This is a genomic window from Carnobacterium gallinarum DSM 4847 (genome assembly GCF_000744375.1).
In the GTDB taxonomy this organism is placed as follows: Bacteria; Bacillota; Bacilli; order Lactobacillales; family Carnobacteriaceae; genus Carnobacterium; species Carnobacterium gallinarum.
The window spans coordinates 1,511,177-1,527,289 of sequence record NZ_JQLU01000005.1 but is presented as its reverse complement, the minus strand read 5'-3'; the positions used below and the strand labels follow the sequence as shown (position 1 = coordinate 1,527,289).

The 16,113-nt window shown below is 33.4% G+C and carries 20 protein-coding genes and 1 other annotated feature (1 of these 21 running past the window's edge); of the genes, 15 read left to right on the top strand and 5 right to left on the bottom strand.

Going from position 1 to position 16,113, the window contains the following annotated elements:
* Positions 1–154 (bottom strand) — a binding site (T-box leader) (it extends 101 nt beyond the left edge of the window).
* 55 nt (positions 155–209) lie between these two features.
* Positions 210–929 (bottom strand): pseudouridine synthase, encoded by a 720-nt coding sequence (locus BR43_RS11790; protein WP_034562177.1) that lies wholly within the window; start codon positions 927–929, stop codon positions 210–212.
* A gap of 135 nt (positions 930–1,064) precedes the next feature.
* Here BR43_RS11790 and BR43_RS11785 point away from each other — a divergent pair, with 135 nt between their 5' ends.
* The 13 genes from BR43_RS11785 (at position 1,065) to BR43_RS11725 (ending at position 9,875) form a co-directional block, all read left to right on the top strand.
* Complete coding sequence (locus BR43_RS11785) at positions 1,065–1,874, top strand: Cof-type HAD-IIB family hydrolase (RefSeq protein WP_034562168.1); 810 nt, start codon at positions 1,065–1,067, stop codon at positions 1,872–1,874.
* Between the two features lie 41 nt (positions 1,875–1,915).
* Positions 1,916–2,299 (top strand): SMI1/KNR4 family protein, encoded by a 384-nt coding sequence (locus tag BR43_RS11780; RefSeq protein WP_034565129.1) that lies wholly within the window; start codon positions 1,916–1,918, stop codon positions 2,297–2,299.
* Positions 2,300–2,662: 363 nt separating this feature from the next.
* Positions 2,663–2,932 (top strand): DUF3130 family protein, encoded by a 270-nt coding sequence (locus BR43_RS11775; protein WP_034562166.1) that lies wholly within the window; start codon positions 2,663–2,665, stop codon positions 2,930–2,932.
* On the top strand, positions 2,929–3,288 hold the full coding sequence (locus BR43_RS11770; protein ID WP_034562165.1) for a hypothetical protein: 360 nt from the start codon (positions 2,929–2,931) through the stop codon (positions 3,286–3,288). The genes BR43_RS11775 and BR43_RS11770 overlap by 4 nt, the downstream gene beginning before the upstream one ends.
* The gene (locus BR43_RS11765; RefSeq protein ID WP_034562163.1) at positions 3,281–4,741 is read left to right on the top strand and encodes a polymorphic toxin type 30 domain-containing protein; all 1,461 of its coding nucleotides are present in this window, start codon (positions 3,281–3,283) and stop codon (positions 4,739–4,741) included. Before BR43_RS11770 ends, BR43_RS11765 begins: the two co-directional genes overlap by 8 nt.
* Positions 4,742–4,755: 14 nt before the next feature.
* Positions 4,756–5,178 (top strand): hypothetical protein, encoded by a 423-nt coding sequence (locus tag BR43_RS11760; RefSeq protein ID WP_034562162.1) that lies wholly within the window; start codon positions 4,756–4,758, stop codon positions 5,176–5,178.
* A gap of 146 nt (positions 5,179–5,324) precedes the next feature.
* Positions 5,325–6,116: a deaminase domain-containing protein gene (locus tag BR43_RS19625; protein ID WP_084679925.1), complete on the top strand. Its 792-nt coding sequence runs from the start codon at positions 5,325–5,327 to the stop codon at positions 6,114–6,116.
* A 17-nt stretch (positions 6,117–6,133) separates the two neighbouring features.
* Complete coding sequence (locus tag BR43_RS11750; RefSeq protein ID WP_034562160.1) at positions 6,134–6,532, top strand: hypothetical protein; 399 nt, start codon at positions 6,134–6,136, stop codon at positions 6,530–6,532.
* A 398-nt stretch (positions 6,533–6,930) separates the two neighbouring features.
* The gene (locus BR43_RS19620) at positions 6,931–7,494 is read left to right on the top strand and encodes a deaminase domain-containing protein (protein WP_084679924.1); all 564 of its coding nucleotides are present in this window, start codon (positions 6,931–6,933) and stop codon (positions 7,492–7,494) included.
* A gap of 8 nt (positions 7,495–7,502) precedes the next feature.
* Positions 7,503–7,880, top strand: coding sequence for a hypothetical protein (locus BR43_RS11740; RefSeq protein WP_034562157.1), 378 nt, complete (start codon positions 7,503–7,505; stop codon positions 7,878–7,880).
* A gap of 322 nt (positions 7,881–8,202) precedes the next feature.
* Positions 8,203–9,216: an EndoU domain-containing protein gene (locus BR43_RS20480; RefSeq protein WP_157464015.1), complete on the top strand. Its 1,014-nt coding sequence runs from the start codon at positions 8,203–8,205 to the stop codon at positions 9,214–9,216.
* Positions 9,217–9,244: 28 nt separating this feature from the next.
* Complete coding sequence (locus BR43_RS11730; RefSeq protein WP_034562154.1) at positions 9,245–9,556, top strand: hypothetical protein; 312 nt, start codon at positions 9,245–9,247, stop codon at positions 9,554–9,556.
* 40 nt (positions 9,557–9,596) lie between these two features.
* The gene (locus BR43_RS11725) at positions 9,597–9,875 is read left to right on the top strand and encodes a pre-toxin TG domain-containing protein (RefSeq protein ID WP_169741052.1); all 279 of its coding nucleotides are present in this window, start codon (positions 9,597–9,599) and stop codon (positions 9,873–9,875) included.
* Positions 9,876–10,000: 125 nt separating this feature from the next.
* On the opposite strand, the gene BR43_RS11720 is transcribed toward BR43_RS11725, so the two are convergent.
* On the bottom strand, positions 10,001–10,870 hold the full coding sequence (locus tag BR43_RS11720) for a class II fructose-bisphosphate aldolase (protein WP_034562149.1): 870 nt from the start codon (positions 10,868–10,870) through the stop codon (positions 10,001–10,003).
* Between the two features lie 395 nt (positions 10,871–11,265).
* On the opposite strand from BR43_RS11720, the gene BR43_RS11715 reads away from it, so the two are divergent.
* Together BR43_RS11715 and BR43_RS11710 are read left to right on the top strand one after the other, a co-directional pair.
* Positions 11,266–11,682 carry a VOC family protein gene (locus tag BR43_RS11715; protein ID WP_034562148.1) on the top strand — a complete coding sequence of 139 codons (417 nt, stop codon included), beginning with the start codon at positions 11,266–11,268 and terminating at the stop codon, positions 11,680–11,682.
* A gap of 267 nt (positions 11,683–11,949) precedes the next feature.
* Positions 11,950–13,506, top strand: coding sequence for a DUF4097 family beta strand repeat-containing protein (locus tag BR43_RS11710; RefSeq protein WP_034562145.1), 1,557 nt, complete (start codon positions 11,950–11,952; stop codon positions 13,504–13,506).
* A 217-nt stretch (positions 13,507–13,723) separates the two neighbouring features.
* Here the strand turns inward: BR43_RS11710 and BR43_RS11705 are convergent, their stop codons facing one another.
* From BR43_RS11705 to arcC, 3 genes are all read right to left on the bottom strand, one after another.
* Complete coding sequence (locus tag BR43_RS11705; RefSeq protein ID WP_034562144.1) at positions 13,724–13,975, bottom strand: GlsB/YeaQ/YmgE family stress response membrane protein; 252 nt, start codon at positions 13,973–13,975, stop codon at positions 13,724–13,726.
* A gap of 245 nt (positions 13,976–14,220) precedes the next feature.
* On the bottom strand, positions 14,221–14,931 hold the full coding sequence (locus BR43_RS11700; protein WP_051933939.1) for a Crp/Fnr family transcriptional regulator: 711 nt from the start codon (positions 14,929–14,931) through the stop codon (positions 14,221–14,223).
* 209 nt (positions 14,932–15,140) lie between these two features.
* Complete coding sequence (arcC, locus tag BR43_RS11695) at positions 15,141–16,085, bottom strand: carbamate kinase (protein ID WP_034562143.1); 945 nt, start codon at positions 16,083–16,085, stop codon at positions 15,141–15,143.
* Positions 16,086–16,113 lie beyond the last annotated feature (28 nt).

Here is a 16,113-nt window from a genome sequence, read left to right as displayed (position 1 = left end):
TAACAGGTGCGCCCGTAATGATTTAAAAGAAATTTTCTAGTTCAACCATTAATACTCCAAGACCATCTTCAGATAATAAGCCATTGTCCCTTTTCACCAATCAGGACTCTCTACAAATAGTTTATGACCCTACTCTTCTCTTCATTGTATTCTAATTATATTTTCATTATTTTACCATTAAAAAACTTACTTGTAAAGAGGAATTCTAATTATTTAAAATATGGCGCTAATCTCATCAACTCTTCCGCATTCAACGAACGATAACTACCCACAGCCAATTCTGAATCAAGTTTCAAAGGCCCCATTTCAATCCGTTTTAAGTAAGTCACTTTTTTCCCAACAGCCAAAAACATTTTTTTCACTTGATGAAACTTTCCCTCACTGATGGCCAGACGCACATAACTTGTCCCATCTCGATGCTCTAATAAGGTTAATTCTGCTGGCTTACACCGAATATCCCCATGAAAAATAATGCCAGACGCAAATGTCCCAACGTCTTCTTCCGTCACTTCTTCATTCACACTTGCTTCATAAACCTTAACCACATGTTTTTTAGGAACTAGCAATTGATGAGCCAATTGTCCGTTATTCGTTATTAGTAAAAGTCCCTCCGTATCACGATCTAAGCGTCCTACTGGAAAAAGACCTTCTACCTGATCCTCTTTAGCAATCAAATCAATCACAGTTTGATTTTCAGCATCACTCACGGCACTCACTACACCTGCTGGTTTATTTAATAGATAATATCTATGTGAATGATAAGTTATTTGCTTACCTTTAACTATCAGAGTCTGAATTTGCGGGTCTACATTGTAGCCATCCGATAAAATAATTTCTCCATTCACTTGAACTTGTTTGCGTTTAATTAGTTGTTTAACTTGATTTCTAGAGCCAAATCCTAACTCTGATAATAATTTATCTAACCGCATATCATACCCTACTTTTTTATTTAGTAGTTCTATCATACTGATAAATTTTTCAGATGGCAATTAAAAATAGCTTGACCTGAAATGCATTACATACACTATACTTAATTAAGATTTTAAAAAAAAGGAGAAGATCAAATGATTCCCTACAAATTAATCGCCTTAGATATTGACGGTACGTTGAACAATGATGAAAAAAAAATCACACCAAAAACTAGAGAAGCTATCATTCATGCCCAAAAAGCTGGTGCAATTGTTGTCTTGGCTTCTGGTCGACCAACTGCTGGTTTCAAAAGAGAGATTGATGCATTAGAATTAAAGAAGCATCACGGATTAATTCTATCGTATAACGGTGGAACGGTTATTGATGTTGAAACAGATGAAACCCTTTACAAAAAAGCGATTCCATTAGACTTGGCGAAAAAATTCTTAAAAGTCGCTGAAGATTTCGATGTAACACCAATCGTTGACAATGGTACCCATATTTATACAAATACACCTGATGGTTTCCAAACTCGCTATGAAAGTCAGAATAATTTACTAGAGATTCATGAAGTCGAAAATATTGCTGATGCTCTTGATTTTGATCCAATAAAATTATTGATTGCCTCGCCAGAAGACGTTTTAAAACCACAGATTGCGGCTTTGACAGAGCCTTTTACTGAGGATCTAGCAGCTGTCTTGTCTGCACCCTTTTATCTAGAAGTGACAATGCCTGGGATCAGCAAACGTCATTCTTTAACAAAAATTTGCGAAAAACTAAATATCAAACCAAGTGAGGTTATTGCCTTTGGTGATGCTGAAAATGATTTATCGATGCTTGAATTTGCTGGACATGCTGTCGCAATGGGAAATGCTTGCGATGCCTTAAAAGAGATTGCTGATGAGATTACTTTGACAAATAATGAAGATGGAATTGCAGTTACTTTGGCGAAATATTTTCCATAATTTAGAAAAAAGGACAGTGACAATTGGAAAAATATGCGAAAATGAGCACAACTAGAAAAAAAGGCGTTACTTTACAAGACTTACAAAAAACAGAACATCTATTAGATGTAATATTAGATCCTTGCTATCAAGAACTTTTCCAGCTAGTTAATGCTCCTGAATTTGGTGAATGGCTTTTTTATCCAATAAAAGATAGGCTAAATCTGCGTAAAACCTTCGATGATGTTGTTCGCAACAGCCAAATAGCACATGGAGAAGGACTACCCAAAGAATATATCGTTATTGCTGAAAATGGGACTGGAAATTATTTATGTATGCTAAGTGGTCAGCCACAAATTTATCATAAAGACCATGAACAAGATCTTCCTAGAAAAATTGCGCCTGATTTAAAAACATTTATCCAGCAAGCTGAAAATTTTAATTAAACAAAAAAAGTGAGTGGGTCAAAACTAAAAAAATAGTTTTGGCCCACTCACTTTATCAGTTAAACTAATCTATTATGCGTTATTTAACGAATTCATAGACTGCAATCGCAATCTTATCCTTCCTCGGGATAGGTTGCATTTTTAATTTATAATGATAATCATTGCCTATAATTTTTAATCAAAGCTACAGAAAATTTCATTCCCAATTCATAAAAAGCCATTTATCCAAATTTCCATGTTTTTAAATTCCATTAATTGAATAAATATTTAAATACAGATTAATTAATAATCGTATAAGACTATGCTAAACTTATACCACAGAGAGTTCTTATACTTTTGAGTTTACTTAGGAGGACATACAATTTGGCCGAAATTAAAAATGATTCACAAAAAGCTCTTGCTTTCGCTAACGGATTGGTTCTTCCTTCAATGGCACCCTATTCAGTTGGGAATACATCCATTTCCGCTTCTGATGGAAGTGCAGTGAAGGACAGCCAAAGCATAATCAAACAATTAGCGAACCTCACGGAAAAATTTGAAACTAGTACGCAAACTGATGGAAAAAATATTCTAGCAATGAGTGATTCTTATGAGAAAACCGATGCAGAAATAAAGCAGGTGTTCTCTAAATGAAGGACAAATTAGACTCACACACAATTTCAAAACAGCTCCAACAAGTTGATGATGAAAAAGTTGAATTATCAAAAAAGGAGACTCTATGGGAAGAGTATCAGGATCATTGGGATTACATACAGCAACAAGAACAAGATGTGCTAAGTGAAATTGACTATCTTAGCCAACAGACAACCTCTGCGAGAGATGCCTCACAACAATTAGACATCTTTGAAGAAGAACGTGGCGAACACAGACGATTTGTCATGGAGATTGAGGATGAATTTGACCAAAAGAAAAAGAAGCTTATTACATTAGAAGATGATTTAAATGAAGATTATTACGAAGCCAAAAAGGAGGAGGCTGCCAATGACTAGATTTAGCTACTCCGAAGTCAAGGCGGCATACGCGGCGGTTCAAGCAGCACGAGTCAACTATTTACCGACTTTTTCAAAAATCGAAAAAACTGTTGATGCATTCGCTGTTTCGCCTGATTTAACGGGTGTTGGTTGGAGTGCCGCCAAAGAAGCGATTTCCCCCTATACAGTCGTGTCCAAAGCGTTGTATAATTATCACTGTGACTTCGGCGAAACCTCAGCCGCCCTTCTCGCTAGTTTTGAAAGTGAAGTTGGCGAAACAACCAAGGTGGTAGACACCGAGCAATTAAGAGATTTACAAGATAGACTGAATCGGATCCAACAAGAAAAAGCTGATTTAATGGAGACGATGGCCACTAATATTTTGAATGGTCTCATGGATACTGCTGGAATTGGTGTTTTTTATAAAGATTTTCAGATTGGACAAACACAGAAAAAAGTCGATTTATTGGAAAAATATGAAGCCTTTGAAACCAACCATGCCAATGATTTTTCGGAACTTGTGGCACTTGGAAATGAATTAGAACAGGCGATGGATGATTTAGGGAATAGTAAGAGTTTTGATAAAAAAACTGGGACTTACACCTATGTCAATTGTTCTGGAAAAGACTGGTATAAAAAGCTTTCTGACTATAATGACTCCTCCCCTACCCAGCGGATTGAGATTGTTCAAACGGATGACTATGGCTATGGGTTGAAAGTTTATATTGATGGACATTATAACAAACAAGCTTCGGACAATCTCATGTATGCTCAATCGCAAGCTTATTTGAAGGAAATGGGTAGGACCGCTGTCACAATGACTGGCGAATTAACAGGTGCGTATGATGTTTACCGTCTATTCACTGGAAAAGATCCACTAACGGGTGATAAAACAGGGCGCTTAGAAGCGGGACTTTGGACAGCCATCTTGTTATTACCACAAGCCAAAATGGTCATGGCAGCGAAAGAATTAAAAGCTGGAAACAAAGCACTTAAAGGGTTGAATTTGACAGAAAAAGAATTGAACCTGTTGAATAAAGCTGGGTATTTTGATGATGTTGGAAAGCTTGAGAAAATCAGTGGAGCTGGTGGTTTAGGTTCGGGAAATATTGGCGATTTTAGTAATTTACAAGGTAGTAATGTAGACGATCTTTTATCTAGAATTCCTGCGGATGCTAATAAACGAGTATTAACACCTCAGCCAGGAAAAGTAACCGAAGGATTTGAATATACATGGAAAGCTTCTGATGGAACAAAAATGACTGTTAGAGTCCATGGACCAGATGCATCAGCACCAACAGGAAGTAATGCTGCAAATGGTTGGATTGTGAGAGTACAACAAGGTAAAAAATATTTTGATCCTGTATCTGGAACATTTCAACCACCCGGAATTTCGAGACCTAATAGTGAGTTTTATAATGAAGAACTTATAAATAGTACCCATATTCCGATTCAGACACCAAAAAAATAGAAGGAGGAATCTAAATGGATTGGTTAAGTATCCTAAAAGATCTAGAAAAAAACAAGGATGATAAATTAGAAGCGGTAGGCTATATAAGAGATATGTTAGATTATGGTGACAAACCAGATGATAAAGCTATAAAAATCATTGATAATTTAGCTGTTCAAGCTACACTACAAAATGATAATGATATTAAAGAATCGATACTAGATGCAATGTTAGAAGGTTCCAAAGCTCCAGATATTGAAAAATCAATTAATTTAACCCCAATCATTAACCACTTAAATGAATTTAATGATGAATGTTTGAGTTATATATTAAGTATGCTTGGAAATTCAGGAAATGTGAAATATAGACAAATTATTGAATCGTACAAAGATAACTCTAAGTTAGAAGAAGATGTTGAAGAAGCATTATCAGAACTGGATTATCGAATAAAAAAATAAAAACAACGCTTTATCATGAGACTAGTAATCAAGTGATAAAGTCTTAACTAGTAAGAAATCAGCTCACTAATCAAGTTGCCAATAGCTAACAAAATCTAACTGTGTTTATTGTACAGAAATTCAAAGGACTTTTCTAGTCTTTTTGAATGACCGCTGTCACAATGACTGGCGAATTAACAGGTGCGTATGATGTTTACCGTCTATTCACTGGAAAAGATCCACTAACGGGTGATAAAACGAGTCGTTTAGAAGCTGGACTTTGGACAGCCATCTTGTTATTACCTCAAGCAAAAATGGTGATGGCAGCGAAAGAACTAAAAGCTGGAAATAAGGCTCTTAAAGGGTTGAATTTGACAGAAAAAGAATTGAAACTGTTGAATAAAGCTGGGTATTTTGATGATGTTGGGAAGCTTGAGAAAGCTAGTGGACTTACTGTTGGTAAGAATTTACAAAATCAATCAAAAAATCTTAGAAATAATCTAGATGATTTTGTAAAAAACTACAAAAATTCTGATGAATACCTAAATTTGTCTAATTCACAGAAAAAAATAGTTAACCGTAAATTAGATAGATTAAGAAATGGGAATGTTGCTACAGCAGAAGTTGACATTCTTGGATTGAAAAAAGATTTTAAAGCTCATAGTCAAATACACTCTAATGATTCACTAGGTTATAGGGGTGATTTTTCAGTTACACCACCAGAAAAAGATAGGCTTTTAAAAAATTACGTAAAAGATGATTATCCAAGATATAATGATACAGAAGCAAAAATTTTGGAAGATATAGCATCTAAAATAAAAGACCCTAAAATAAAAGGAGAAATTAATCTATTTTCTGAATTAGACTGTTGTCAAAGTTGTACAAATTTGATATTGGAGTTTAGACAAAAGTATCCTAACATCAAGGTGAATGTAATAACGAATAATACTTTAAAATAACGGAGGGAGTTTTGATATTGGAAGAGAATTTACCAACTTATAGTGATATAGTTGAGGGGATTAAATTAGATTTAAATGAGTATATAAATGAAGATGGATTCACTATTACACAAGCAAGTGCGAAAATTCTTGAAGAGGAATGGCAAGATATAAACAAAGATGATTTTATAAAGTATTCATATCTTCTTAATTTAGCATTAGATGGAATTGAACAAAACCAACTTTCTGATTTTTTAAATGAAAAACTTGAATTTTATGGCAATAACATTTTAAAAATAGAGGGTAATGAATCAAATCTGTTAAAACAAGATTTCATAATATATCAAGAGAAATTAAAAGAACAAAATTTTGATATGATAGAAACTAGTGTTAATACTAAGTCAAGAATTGATTATATTCTTAATCAAAATAAGTAAAATAAAAAGGCACTTTATCAAAAGACTAGTAATCAAGGGATAAAGTATTGATTAGTAAGGGATAAGAGCTCACCGATCAAGTTGTCATAGGTTTTTACCTGCTATTTTGCTAGATTAGCTTAGAAGAACAAACTTAGTTACCAAGGCAAATGATGGGCATGTTTATGCTGAAAATTCTTAAGGAACAAGTCAAGATGCTAGCCATTTTGTAAGTTCGTCAGGCACTGACACAGGCGTGCCCAATAAATAAAGTCAATAGCGACGTTAGGAGAGCCCAACAGTCTTATTGACTTTATTTATAGTGTTTTACGGATTAGAAGAGTCGGTTTTCTCTCTTTCTTCTGCTGCCTTTAGAAATTATTTTATGACAAGTACCTTCATACATTCCATTTCTTCAGATGGTGCTGGCCGCAAAAGAATTAAAAGCTGGAAATAAGGCACTTAAAGGGTTAAATTTGACAGAAAAAGAATTGAAATTGTTGAATAAAGTTGGGTATTTTGAGGATGTTGGGAAACTTGAGAAAGCTAGTGGACTTACTAAAGCACAAAAAGTTGAGAATTTCCAAAATAGGGTTGATAATATTAGGAACCAAATGCCAAATTCTAAGTTGAAAAATCAAGGGAATATGGCTGTTGCTGATGTTAAAATAAAGGATTTACCAGATGAGTTTATGGCGCATAGTAAAATTCATGGTCCAGATAGTAAAGGTGCTGATTTAGGTAATTTTTCTCCTGCATCAGAAAATAGAATTTTTGAGTCATACACCATAGATAAGTTTCAAAGATATAATGATACTGAGGTTAAAATTTTGGAAGATATAGCATCTAAAATTAAAGATACAAATCTTTCTGGTAAGATAGATTTGTATACAGAACTACCCGCTTGTCAAAGTTGTACAAATGTCATATTAGAGTTTAGGAAAAAGTATCCGAATATAGAACTTAATATATTTACGAAGTAGGTGGGAAAATGAGTGAAATGAGTTATTTAGAAGCAAAAAAGTTAACCTTAGAAGACTATGAAGACTTTATTGAAGATGAAGGATTTAGTCCGAGTCAAGCAATAGCCGCAACTTTTGAAGACTCTGTATTAATGATGAAAAAAAGTCATAAAGTTTACGTATCAGTTATGATAAATCTTTCAATTTTGAGTTTAAATAAAAATTTCATACCAGACTATCTATTAGAGAGACAAGAAAGTCTATCAAAACTTGAAGACTTAAATGAAGAAGAACAATTAGCTTACGAGTTAGATATCAATACTTTGAATCGGTTACTAAGTAATCAAAATTTTGAGATTGATAAAGATGAAGAATACAGATTAAGAGTAAATATGTTACTGGAGTAATACCCTAAACAAGGGAATTAAATTTTTAATACACTATTTTGTTAAATTCTGAGGGTAAAGAAAGAAGAATTTAGCAAAAAATTCAAATGCTAAAGCAAATGGTGGGTATGTTAGGCTGAAAAGGCTCGAGGGACAGGTCAAGGTATTAGCTATTTCATGAGTTCCTCGGGCACTAACAAAAAAGCACATGCCCCAATAAAGAAAGTCAATAGCGACGTTAGGAGAGCTTAGCGGTCTATTGACTTTCTTTATAGTATTTTACGGATTAGAAGAGTCATTCTTATCTTTCTCTTTTTATTCTGCTTCTTTTAGAAATTGTTTTATGGCAATTATCTTCATAACTTCCATGGAAAAACATTCTAGCATGGATGATTTAGGGAATAGTAAGAGTTTTGATAAAAAAACTGGAACATACACGTATGTCGATTGTTCTGAAAAAGACTGGTATAAAAAGATTTCTAACTATAACGACGCCTCCCCTACTCAGCGGATTGAGATTGTTCAAACGGATGACTATGGCTATGGATTGAAGGTTTATATTGATGGACATTATAGCAAACAAGCTTCGGATAATTTGATGTATGCCCAATCGCAAGACTATTTGAAAGAAATGGGTAGGACCGCTGTCACAATGACTGGAGAATTAAGTGGTGCGTATGATGTTTACCGTCTATTCACTGGAAAAGATCCGCTAACGGGTGACAAAACGAGTCGTTTAGAAGCTGGACTTTGGACAGCCATCTTGTTATTACCTCAAGCAAAAATGGTGATGGCAGCGAAAGAACTAAAAGCTGGAAATAAGGCTCTTAAAGGGTTGAATTTGACAGAAAAAGAATTGAAACTGTTGAATCAAGCTGGGTATTTTGAGGATGTTGGGAAGCTTGAGAAAGTTAGTGGGGCTAAATTTCCTAAGGTTGAAATTCCAGAACAAAGTTTGAAACATGCTGATGTCGGAGATTTTACTGTCAATCCTTCTACAGGAAAAGTATCCAAAATGAAAGGTGGTGGACATGGTCAATCTAACATTGATTTTCTAAAAGAAAATGGATTTGAAGTAAATATTGAAAAAACATATCCTAATGTTGTTAGAATCGGAAATGTACCACACCATAAAACACCATCTAAACGTACTGGTACAGGGCAATCATGGTTTCCAGAAAATTGGACAACTAAAGATATAGAGAGCGCAGGACAACATATTGCTAGCCAACCAAATTTTACAGGTGTTAAAGATGGGGAAGTTATTTTTGGAGAGTATAAAGGTGTACGAGTTGGCCTAATAAAAACTGATGGAAAAATTGGAACTATTTTTCCAGATGGTATGAAACAACCGTAAGTAATTATTTTAAATAGGAGAAAAAATTATGAATATATCTAATAAAATTAAAAAAAATTTAGAGGAACGAAGAAATATAAATGAAGAAGACGACTTCGGACTTGAAAAAAGTTGGACAGAATTAACCGATGTTTTATCTATGAGTGAAGATGAAACTATCAATTATTTGAAGAATTGTTCTAAGGAAGATGTATTATTAATTAGTTCAGTTTTTGATGATGTTTCTGAAAAATTACAAAGTAGGAAATTTATTTCTTGTTTAAGAGAATTTGATAAAAAATATCCCGACTTGAAATTAACATTTTTTATTGATGATGCTGAAAGTTACATTGAAAACTAAATAAAAAAGACACTTTAGTGATTACACCCATTAGATATAATTGGATAATTTGATGTATGCCCAATCGCAAGCTTATTTGAAGGAAATGGGTAGGACCGCTGTCACAATGACAGGCGAATTAACAGGTGCGTATGATGTTTACCGTCTATTCACTGGAAAAGATCCACTAACGGGTGACAAAACAGGGCGTTTAGAAGCGGGACTTTGGACAGCAATCTTATTATTGCCACAAGCAAAAATGGTGATGGCAGCGAAGGAATTAAAAGCTGGAAACAAAGCACTTAAAGGGTTGAATTTGATAGAAAAAGAACGTCATTAGAACTATTTTTGAGTCACGTAAATGAGAAACAATTGTCTAGCTTAATTTGAAAAATCATGTAATAACAAAAAAGTGCCTAAGAATAAATTCTTAGACACTTTTTCTATTCTCATGATAAGCTTAAATTAAGCTTTACCAGTTGAACCAAACCATTCGATACGTTGTTTCACTAATTCAGTGACAGCAGTAGTACCTGGTTCTAATAATTTACGAGGGTCAAAACCTTTACCTTGTAGGTCTTTTCCTTCTTCGATATATTTACGAGTTGCAGCAGCAAATACTTCTTGACACTCAGTATTTACATTGATTTTTGATACTCCAAGAGAAATAGCTTTTTTAACTTGTTCAACTGGGATTCCTGATCCACCGTGTAATACTAATGGTAGGTGTCCGCCAGTGATATCAGCAATTGCTGATAAAGTTTCAAAGCTTAGTCCAGTCCAGTTAGCTGGGTATGAACCGTGGATGTTACCAATACCTGCAGCAAGGAAATCAACGCCTAAATCAGCGATTAATTTACATTCTTTAGGATCAGCTAATTCACCAGAACCGATAATTCCGTCTTCTTCTCCGCCGATTGAACCAACTTCACATTCAACTGAAACGCCTTTAGCGTGAGCTTTAGCAATAACATCTTTAGCTTTTTCCATGTTTTCTTCAAATGGTAAGTGAGAACCATCAAACATAACTGAAGTGTATCCAATTTCGATACATTCTAAAGCAGCTTCATAGTCACCGTGGTCTAAATGTAATGCAACAGGAACAGTAATTCCCATTGAATCAATTAGATTTTTAACTAATTCGTAACAAACTTTGTATCCACCCATATATTTAGCTGCACCCATTGAAGTTTGGATCAGTACTGGTGATTTAGCAGCTTCTGCTCCTACTAAAATTGCTTTTGTCCACTCAAGATTGTTTGTATTGAATGCACCAACTGCGTATTGTCCTTCACGTGCTTTGTTTAACATTTCTGTTGCTGATACTAATGCCATAAAATTATTCCTCCTAATGAAATAGTTTAATCCGTATCACTTAAATTCCAGTAAAAAGTCATTAATTTTACAATTAATTTCCAGCTTACAAAGAATTCAGGAATCTACCTCCATATTGTAACAATATAATGCAAAAATTTCCATAAAGATGACAAATAATTTTGCATTTCTCATCATTTTGTCCCGATTATGAACTAAAAAAGTGAAAAAATACATTTTTTCAGTTCATTTTTAGCCGATTGGGACTTTAAATGACCCGTTCATTTTATTTTTTAATTTTTATAACGCGACAATTCATTGTATTTTATAAGCTGAATTTTTTCTGTTTTTTTCTTATAGATGGTATAATTTAGGAAGATACTATTCACAAAAAAATAAAAAAAGAGGGGTTTCTTATGACATTAGGAGTTTATTTAAGCTATAAAAAGCAAGCACGAGATGCAATCAAGTTTTATGAGCAAGTTTTCCAAACAACATGTACGGATTTAATGGCTTATGGCGATATGCCACCTAGTCCAGAAGTTCCAGAAATGGATGCAGAAACAAAACAGCTAGTTATGAACGCAAGTCTTGAAATTTCTGGTAATAAAGTGATGTTCTCTGATGTACCTGATTTTATGGAGTTTACTCAAGGCAGCAATATTACCCTTGTAATTGATACAACTAATGAAGAAGAACTGACAGCTCAATTTAATGCAATTTCTGAAGGTGGCACGATTGTTATGCCTTTAGAAAAAACTTTTTGGTCTGAAAAATATGGTCAAGTCACAGATAAATTCGGGATTGGTTGGCAATTTAATTTATCTGCTTAATAATTTGTTTAAAGGGAGCCACTTTATGATAAAGTACTCCTTTTTTATTTTTCATTTTTTCTTCCTACATAGACTTTATCCAAAACAGATTCCATTGCCCAAACTGGTATTCATTGTTATAATGAAATAAAGTATTTTATATCGTTTAAATACTTAATATTAAGACGCTTTGTCTTTTTTTATAAAAAGAAGGAACTACTTACTTAATCAATGGTCTAATTTAATTATTTTCCACATAACTTACAAAAAGGAGTAGAGATATGAATTATGGATTTAATCGAAAACTATTTTAAAGAATTGAAAACCTATTTCACAGAAACCGATTTAGAAGACTACAATGAAATCAAAGAAGTCTTGAAGGAGCATATTGATGTTTCTCTAGAAGAAGGTCGAACTATTGAAGAGGTTATCGCATCTATGGCTCCCCCTGAAGAAATTGCATCAGATTTCTTTGAAGATCGTCGACTAGAAACAGCTATTAATGCTAAAAAAGATGTTGTAGCCAGTGAAGAAGTACAGGCCTTTTTTATGCAAAATTTAAAAAGAAAAATAAAAGTTATCAGTAAATCTATTTTTCTAGTAGTTCGCGCTTTTTTTTCGATATTTTTATTATGCGCGTTATTATATTTCACTATTTATTTAAGCAAGGAATTAATAAAAGAAGGAAACTTAGCTATTATACCTCTCTCATCAATATTATTAATCACTTCGACATTGTTATTTTTATTAAGTATTAGAAATAACATACACCCTAGAAATAAGATTAGACTAGCCTCCTTATTTCTTTTTGGTACTGGAATTTTGATCCTAGTGGTTGCTAGTTTAACTGATACACTTTTTTATCATGGAGAAGACCTTAATATTGATTTAGTTCTTACAGACAATAAAGATATTCAGCTAACTGTTAATTCTGATGCAGATGTTGAGATTGCTGCCGTCGAGGTTCCAGAAAATGAACCTTTTAGAATCATGGTAGATGGTTATTTCAGTAAAAGTGACCGTAATAAAATTGAAAAATCTACGGATAAAAATAAAGTTAACTTAACTATTGATCAGTTTGATTGCTGGAATTTATTTACTCGTACTGGCGATTCAGATATTATTATCTTCATTCCAAAGGGATTAGTTCTTGATAAAATTAATTTTGATTTAATTGATGGAAAGCTACGATTGATTGATGTAAATACAGATCACTTTAAATTAAATATGACTAATGGAGATTTTTACGGGAAAAATTTAGTTGCTAAAAGTGGGATCATTAACAATAAATATGGGGATATTGTGATGGATAATGCCAGCTCTAAGTTAGAGCTTAACAGCTTCAATGGCAAAAATATTATTGACTATTTTAACGGACCAATTACTGCAAATGTTCAATCTGGTTTAACCATCATCAAACATTCCACTGCTGATCAGCTCGATTTAGCTAGTCAATCAGGTAAAGTGATTGTTGAAGATTCAACTATTAAAAAAATCAACTCGATTACTGATAGTGGTCAAACTATTCTTAAGCAAACCATTGGTGACATTGCGATCCAAAGCAATAGCGGCAAAGTGATTTTACAAAATAATCTAGGTGCCTTAAATGTCGCAAATACTAGTGGAAACACTATTTCCGTGCAGACAAACGTACTTGCTTCAACAATTAAAAGCGATACCGGCTTTATCAAATGGGTGCAGGGTGAAAATAAAAAGCTGGCTATTGAAGCATCAACAAAAAAAGGCAAACTCATTAATTTAGTTAAAAATGAGTCCACAGAGGTTGATACTACTATTAAAATAAATTCTAATTCTGGAGATATTCGTGTTGTAAAAATCGAATAAAAAAAGCGTAAAGCATAACTAAAAATAGTTGTGCTTTACGCTTTAATTCTGTATAAAATGTAATAAAAAAGTAACCCCATCGATAATAAGCTAACCTTCAAAAAAATTGAAAGAACCCCTAAGGAAGTACTATCCTACATCTATTCACCATGTAATTAGCAATTCTTGATAACTTTTATGAATGCTCTCTTATTGCTAGGAGTTAACTACTTTTTAATTATCTAGCACGTCCTTTAACAATTAACGAGAAGATAAAGATTAAAACAAGCGCGCCAATTAGAGAAGGGATAATAGCAAATCCGCCAATTGAAGGACCTATATCTTTTAGGAATGACGAACCAATCCAACTTCCAAGGAAACCAACAATGATATTTCCAATAATTCCACCCGGTACATCTTTACCTAAAATAGCTCCAGCAACTGCACCTAATACACCACCGACAATTAATGACCAAATAAATCCTAACATAATTCAACATCTCCAATCTTTTTATTTATTACTCTCATAAAACAAGTCTGCCACATTAGAAATTAAATAATGTTTCTATACATAAACATTATCAACTGTGTCTAAAATGTGTCTTCCGTCTTATCTAAATAATAATCTTTATCACTATTTTTTGCAATTAATTTGACTTATAACATAATAATTTAATAACAAAAACAAGAAGTTGTTCTTAGTTAAACTAAGAACAACTCCTTGTTTCAGCTGAGTTACAATTGATCTCTACTTGATAGAAAAAAGGCAACCTCTTTGAAAATCAAATGCTTTTGCCGATATTCTAATTTTTTGTCTTTTTTTAATGTCTTGATGACATTACTTGCTGTTTCTCGAGTAGTCCCACTACTAACAGCAATCTCTTTTAGAGTAATCGGATAAGGAATGCGAATCGTTCCAGAAAAGTAATTCTCCCCAAGCTGTTTCATTAAAAGAGTCAAGGTTTCTAGAACCCTTACTACGGCGCTTGAAGATACACAGTGTTGAATTTTTTTCTCATGGAATTCTAACTGATTCGATAATTTTTGATAGCAGAACAGAAGTTGATTTGAATTTTCTTTAGTTATTCTTTCAAAAATATCTGTCGGAATATAGTACACTTCAATATCTGTCACCGCATACGCTGAAAAGTGATAGAACTTATCAACAAACATCCCACCATAAGGAAATAGATTTTCCGGTTTCACATAGTTTAAATAACAAAATGTACCACTTATATCATAACGTTCAATTCTAACGAGTCCTTCTAGTAAGAAGTAAATTCGACTCCGAGAGTCTCCATTATCAAATAGCACTTGCCCCTTTTTATATTGTCGGATATATAAACTATCTTGAATTCTTTCAAATTCTTTATCTGTAAATCCTATAAAAGCTTCTTTATTACGAATTAATTCTATTTCTTTTGAGCGGATTGTAGCGTTTTGCACTATACTTCAACTCCTATAGATATTTCTTTTTTGAAAAATAATATTTATAGCTAGAATGTCTCTAGTGAAAAATGTAAGAATTCTGCTCCCATACATATTTCTAAAAATAAAACTTCATTAATTAGTTATTATTTTCTATTATAGTATAACATGTATCCAATTATTTCCCTTATCAAACACACGAATTCACTCTGTTTTATCATGCAACATTAACCTTTTGTAATTAGCGTCCCCACTTGTTCTGTCGCTAATTTACTAAGATTTTCCAGAGAAGTAATTACGGCTTTTCCTGATAAGCTATTTTCTACAAAAGCAATTGCTGCTTCTATTTTAGGTAACATACTTCCTTGAGCAAATTGGTGCTCTTGAATATATTGATACAACTCTGTCGTCGTTACTTCTTTTAAAGCTTTCTGGTTTGGCTGATTATAATTTACATAAACATTGTCTACACCTGTTAAAATAATCAATAGATCTGCTTTGACCAACTCAGCTAATTTTTGTGAAGCAAAATCTTTATCTATAACCGCTTCAATACCAATTAATTCATTATCTTTTTGAATCACTGGAATACCGCCGCCACCAACGGAAATCGTAACCACACCTTGTTCTACTAATCGATCAATAATAGGATACTCTTGAATACTAACAGGTTTTGGTGAAGGAACAACTTTTCGCCATCCTCTTCCAGCATCCTCTTTATAGGTAGCATCTGTTAAAAGCATTTGTTTATGAGCCTCCATTTGTGATAAAAAGGGACCAATCGGCTTTGTTGGATGAATAAATGCTTCATCATCTGAATCCACTACAACTTGCGTGATAACGGAAATAATAGATTTTTCAATGTTGCTAGACATACATGCATTTTCTAAAGCATTTTGTAACCAATACCCAATGCTGCCTTGTGTCATTGCCACACATGTATCAAGAGGCATTGCAGGATTACTAGTGGAGTCGGCAGCCTGTTGTTGCAACAATAAATTACCAACTTGTGGACCATTTCCATGAGAAATAATTAATTCATCACCTTGTTTAATAATCTCTACTAAATGCTTTGCAGTCTCTTGTAATGCAGCTTGTTGAGCTTCAGCACTGGCATTTTCTGATAAAATCGCATTTCCACCAAGCGCTACCACAATTTTTCGTTTACTCATCTAAAAACCCCATTTCATAGATTTATTT

Bases quoted from the DNA above. Each gene is read 5' to 3' on its own strand.
- BR43_RS11790 (WP_034562177.1), bottom strand. From the start codon at position 929: ATGCGGTTAGATAAATTATTATCAGAGTTAGGATTTGGCTCTAGAAAT.
- BR43_RS11785 (WP_034562168.1), top strand. From the start codon at position 1,065: ATGATTCCCTACAAATTAATCGCCTTAGATATTGACGGTACGTTGAAC.
- BR43_RS11780 (WP_034565129.1), top strand. From the start codon at position 1,916: ATGAGCACAACTAGAAAAAAAGGCGTTACTTTACAAGACTTACAAAAA.
- BR43_RS11770 (WP_034562165.1), top strand. From the start codon at position 2,929: ATGAAGGACAAATTAGACTCACACACAATTTCAAAACAGCTCCAACAA.
- BR43_RS11765 (WP_034562163.1), top strand. From the start codon at position 3,281: ATGACTAGATTTAGCTACTCCGAAGTCAAGGCGGCATACGCGGCGGTT.
- BR43_RS11760 (WP_034562162.1), top strand. From the start codon at position 4,756: ATGGATTGGTTAAGTATCCTAAAAGATCTAGAAAAAAACAAGGATGAT.
- BR43_RS19625 (WP_084679925.1), top strand. From the start codon at position 5,325: ATGACCGCTGTCACAATGACTGGCGAATTAACAGGTGCGTATGATGTT.
- BR43_RS19620 (WP_084679924.1), top strand. From the start codon at position 6,931: ATGGTGCTGGCCGCAAAAGAATTAAAAGCTGGAAATAAGGCACTTAAA.
- BR43_RS11740 (WP_034562157.1), top strand. From the start codon at position 7,503: ATGAGTGAAATGAGTTATTTAGAAGCAAAAAAGTTAACCTTAGAAGAC.
- BR43_RS20480 (WP_157464015.1), top strand. From the start codon at position 8,203: ATGGCAATTATCTTCATAACTTCCATGGAAAAACATTCTAGCATGGAT.
- BR43_RS11730 (WP_034562154.1), top strand. From the start codon at position 9,245: ATGAATATATCTAATAAAATTAAAAAAAATTTAGAGGAACGAAGAAAT.
- BR43_RS11720 (WP_034562149.1), bottom strand. From the start codon at position 10,870: ATGGCATTAGTATCAGCAACAGAAATGTTAAACAAAGCACGTGAAGGA.
- BR43_RS11715 (WP_034562148.1), top strand. From the start codon at position 11,266: ATGACATTAGGAGTTTATTTAAGCTATAAAAAGCAAGCACGAGATGCA.
- BR43_RS11710 (WP_034562145.1), top strand. From the start codon at position 11,950: ATGGATTTAATCGAAAACTATTTTAAAGAATTGAAAACCTATTTCACA.
- BR43_RS11705 (WP_034562144.1), bottom strand. From the start codon at position 13,975: ATGTTAGGATTTATTTGGTCATTAATTGTCGGTGGTGTATTAGGTGCA.
- arcC (WP_034562143.1), bottom strand. From the start codon at position 16,085: ATGAGTAAACGAAAAATTGTGGTAGCGCTTGGTGGAAATGCGATTTTA.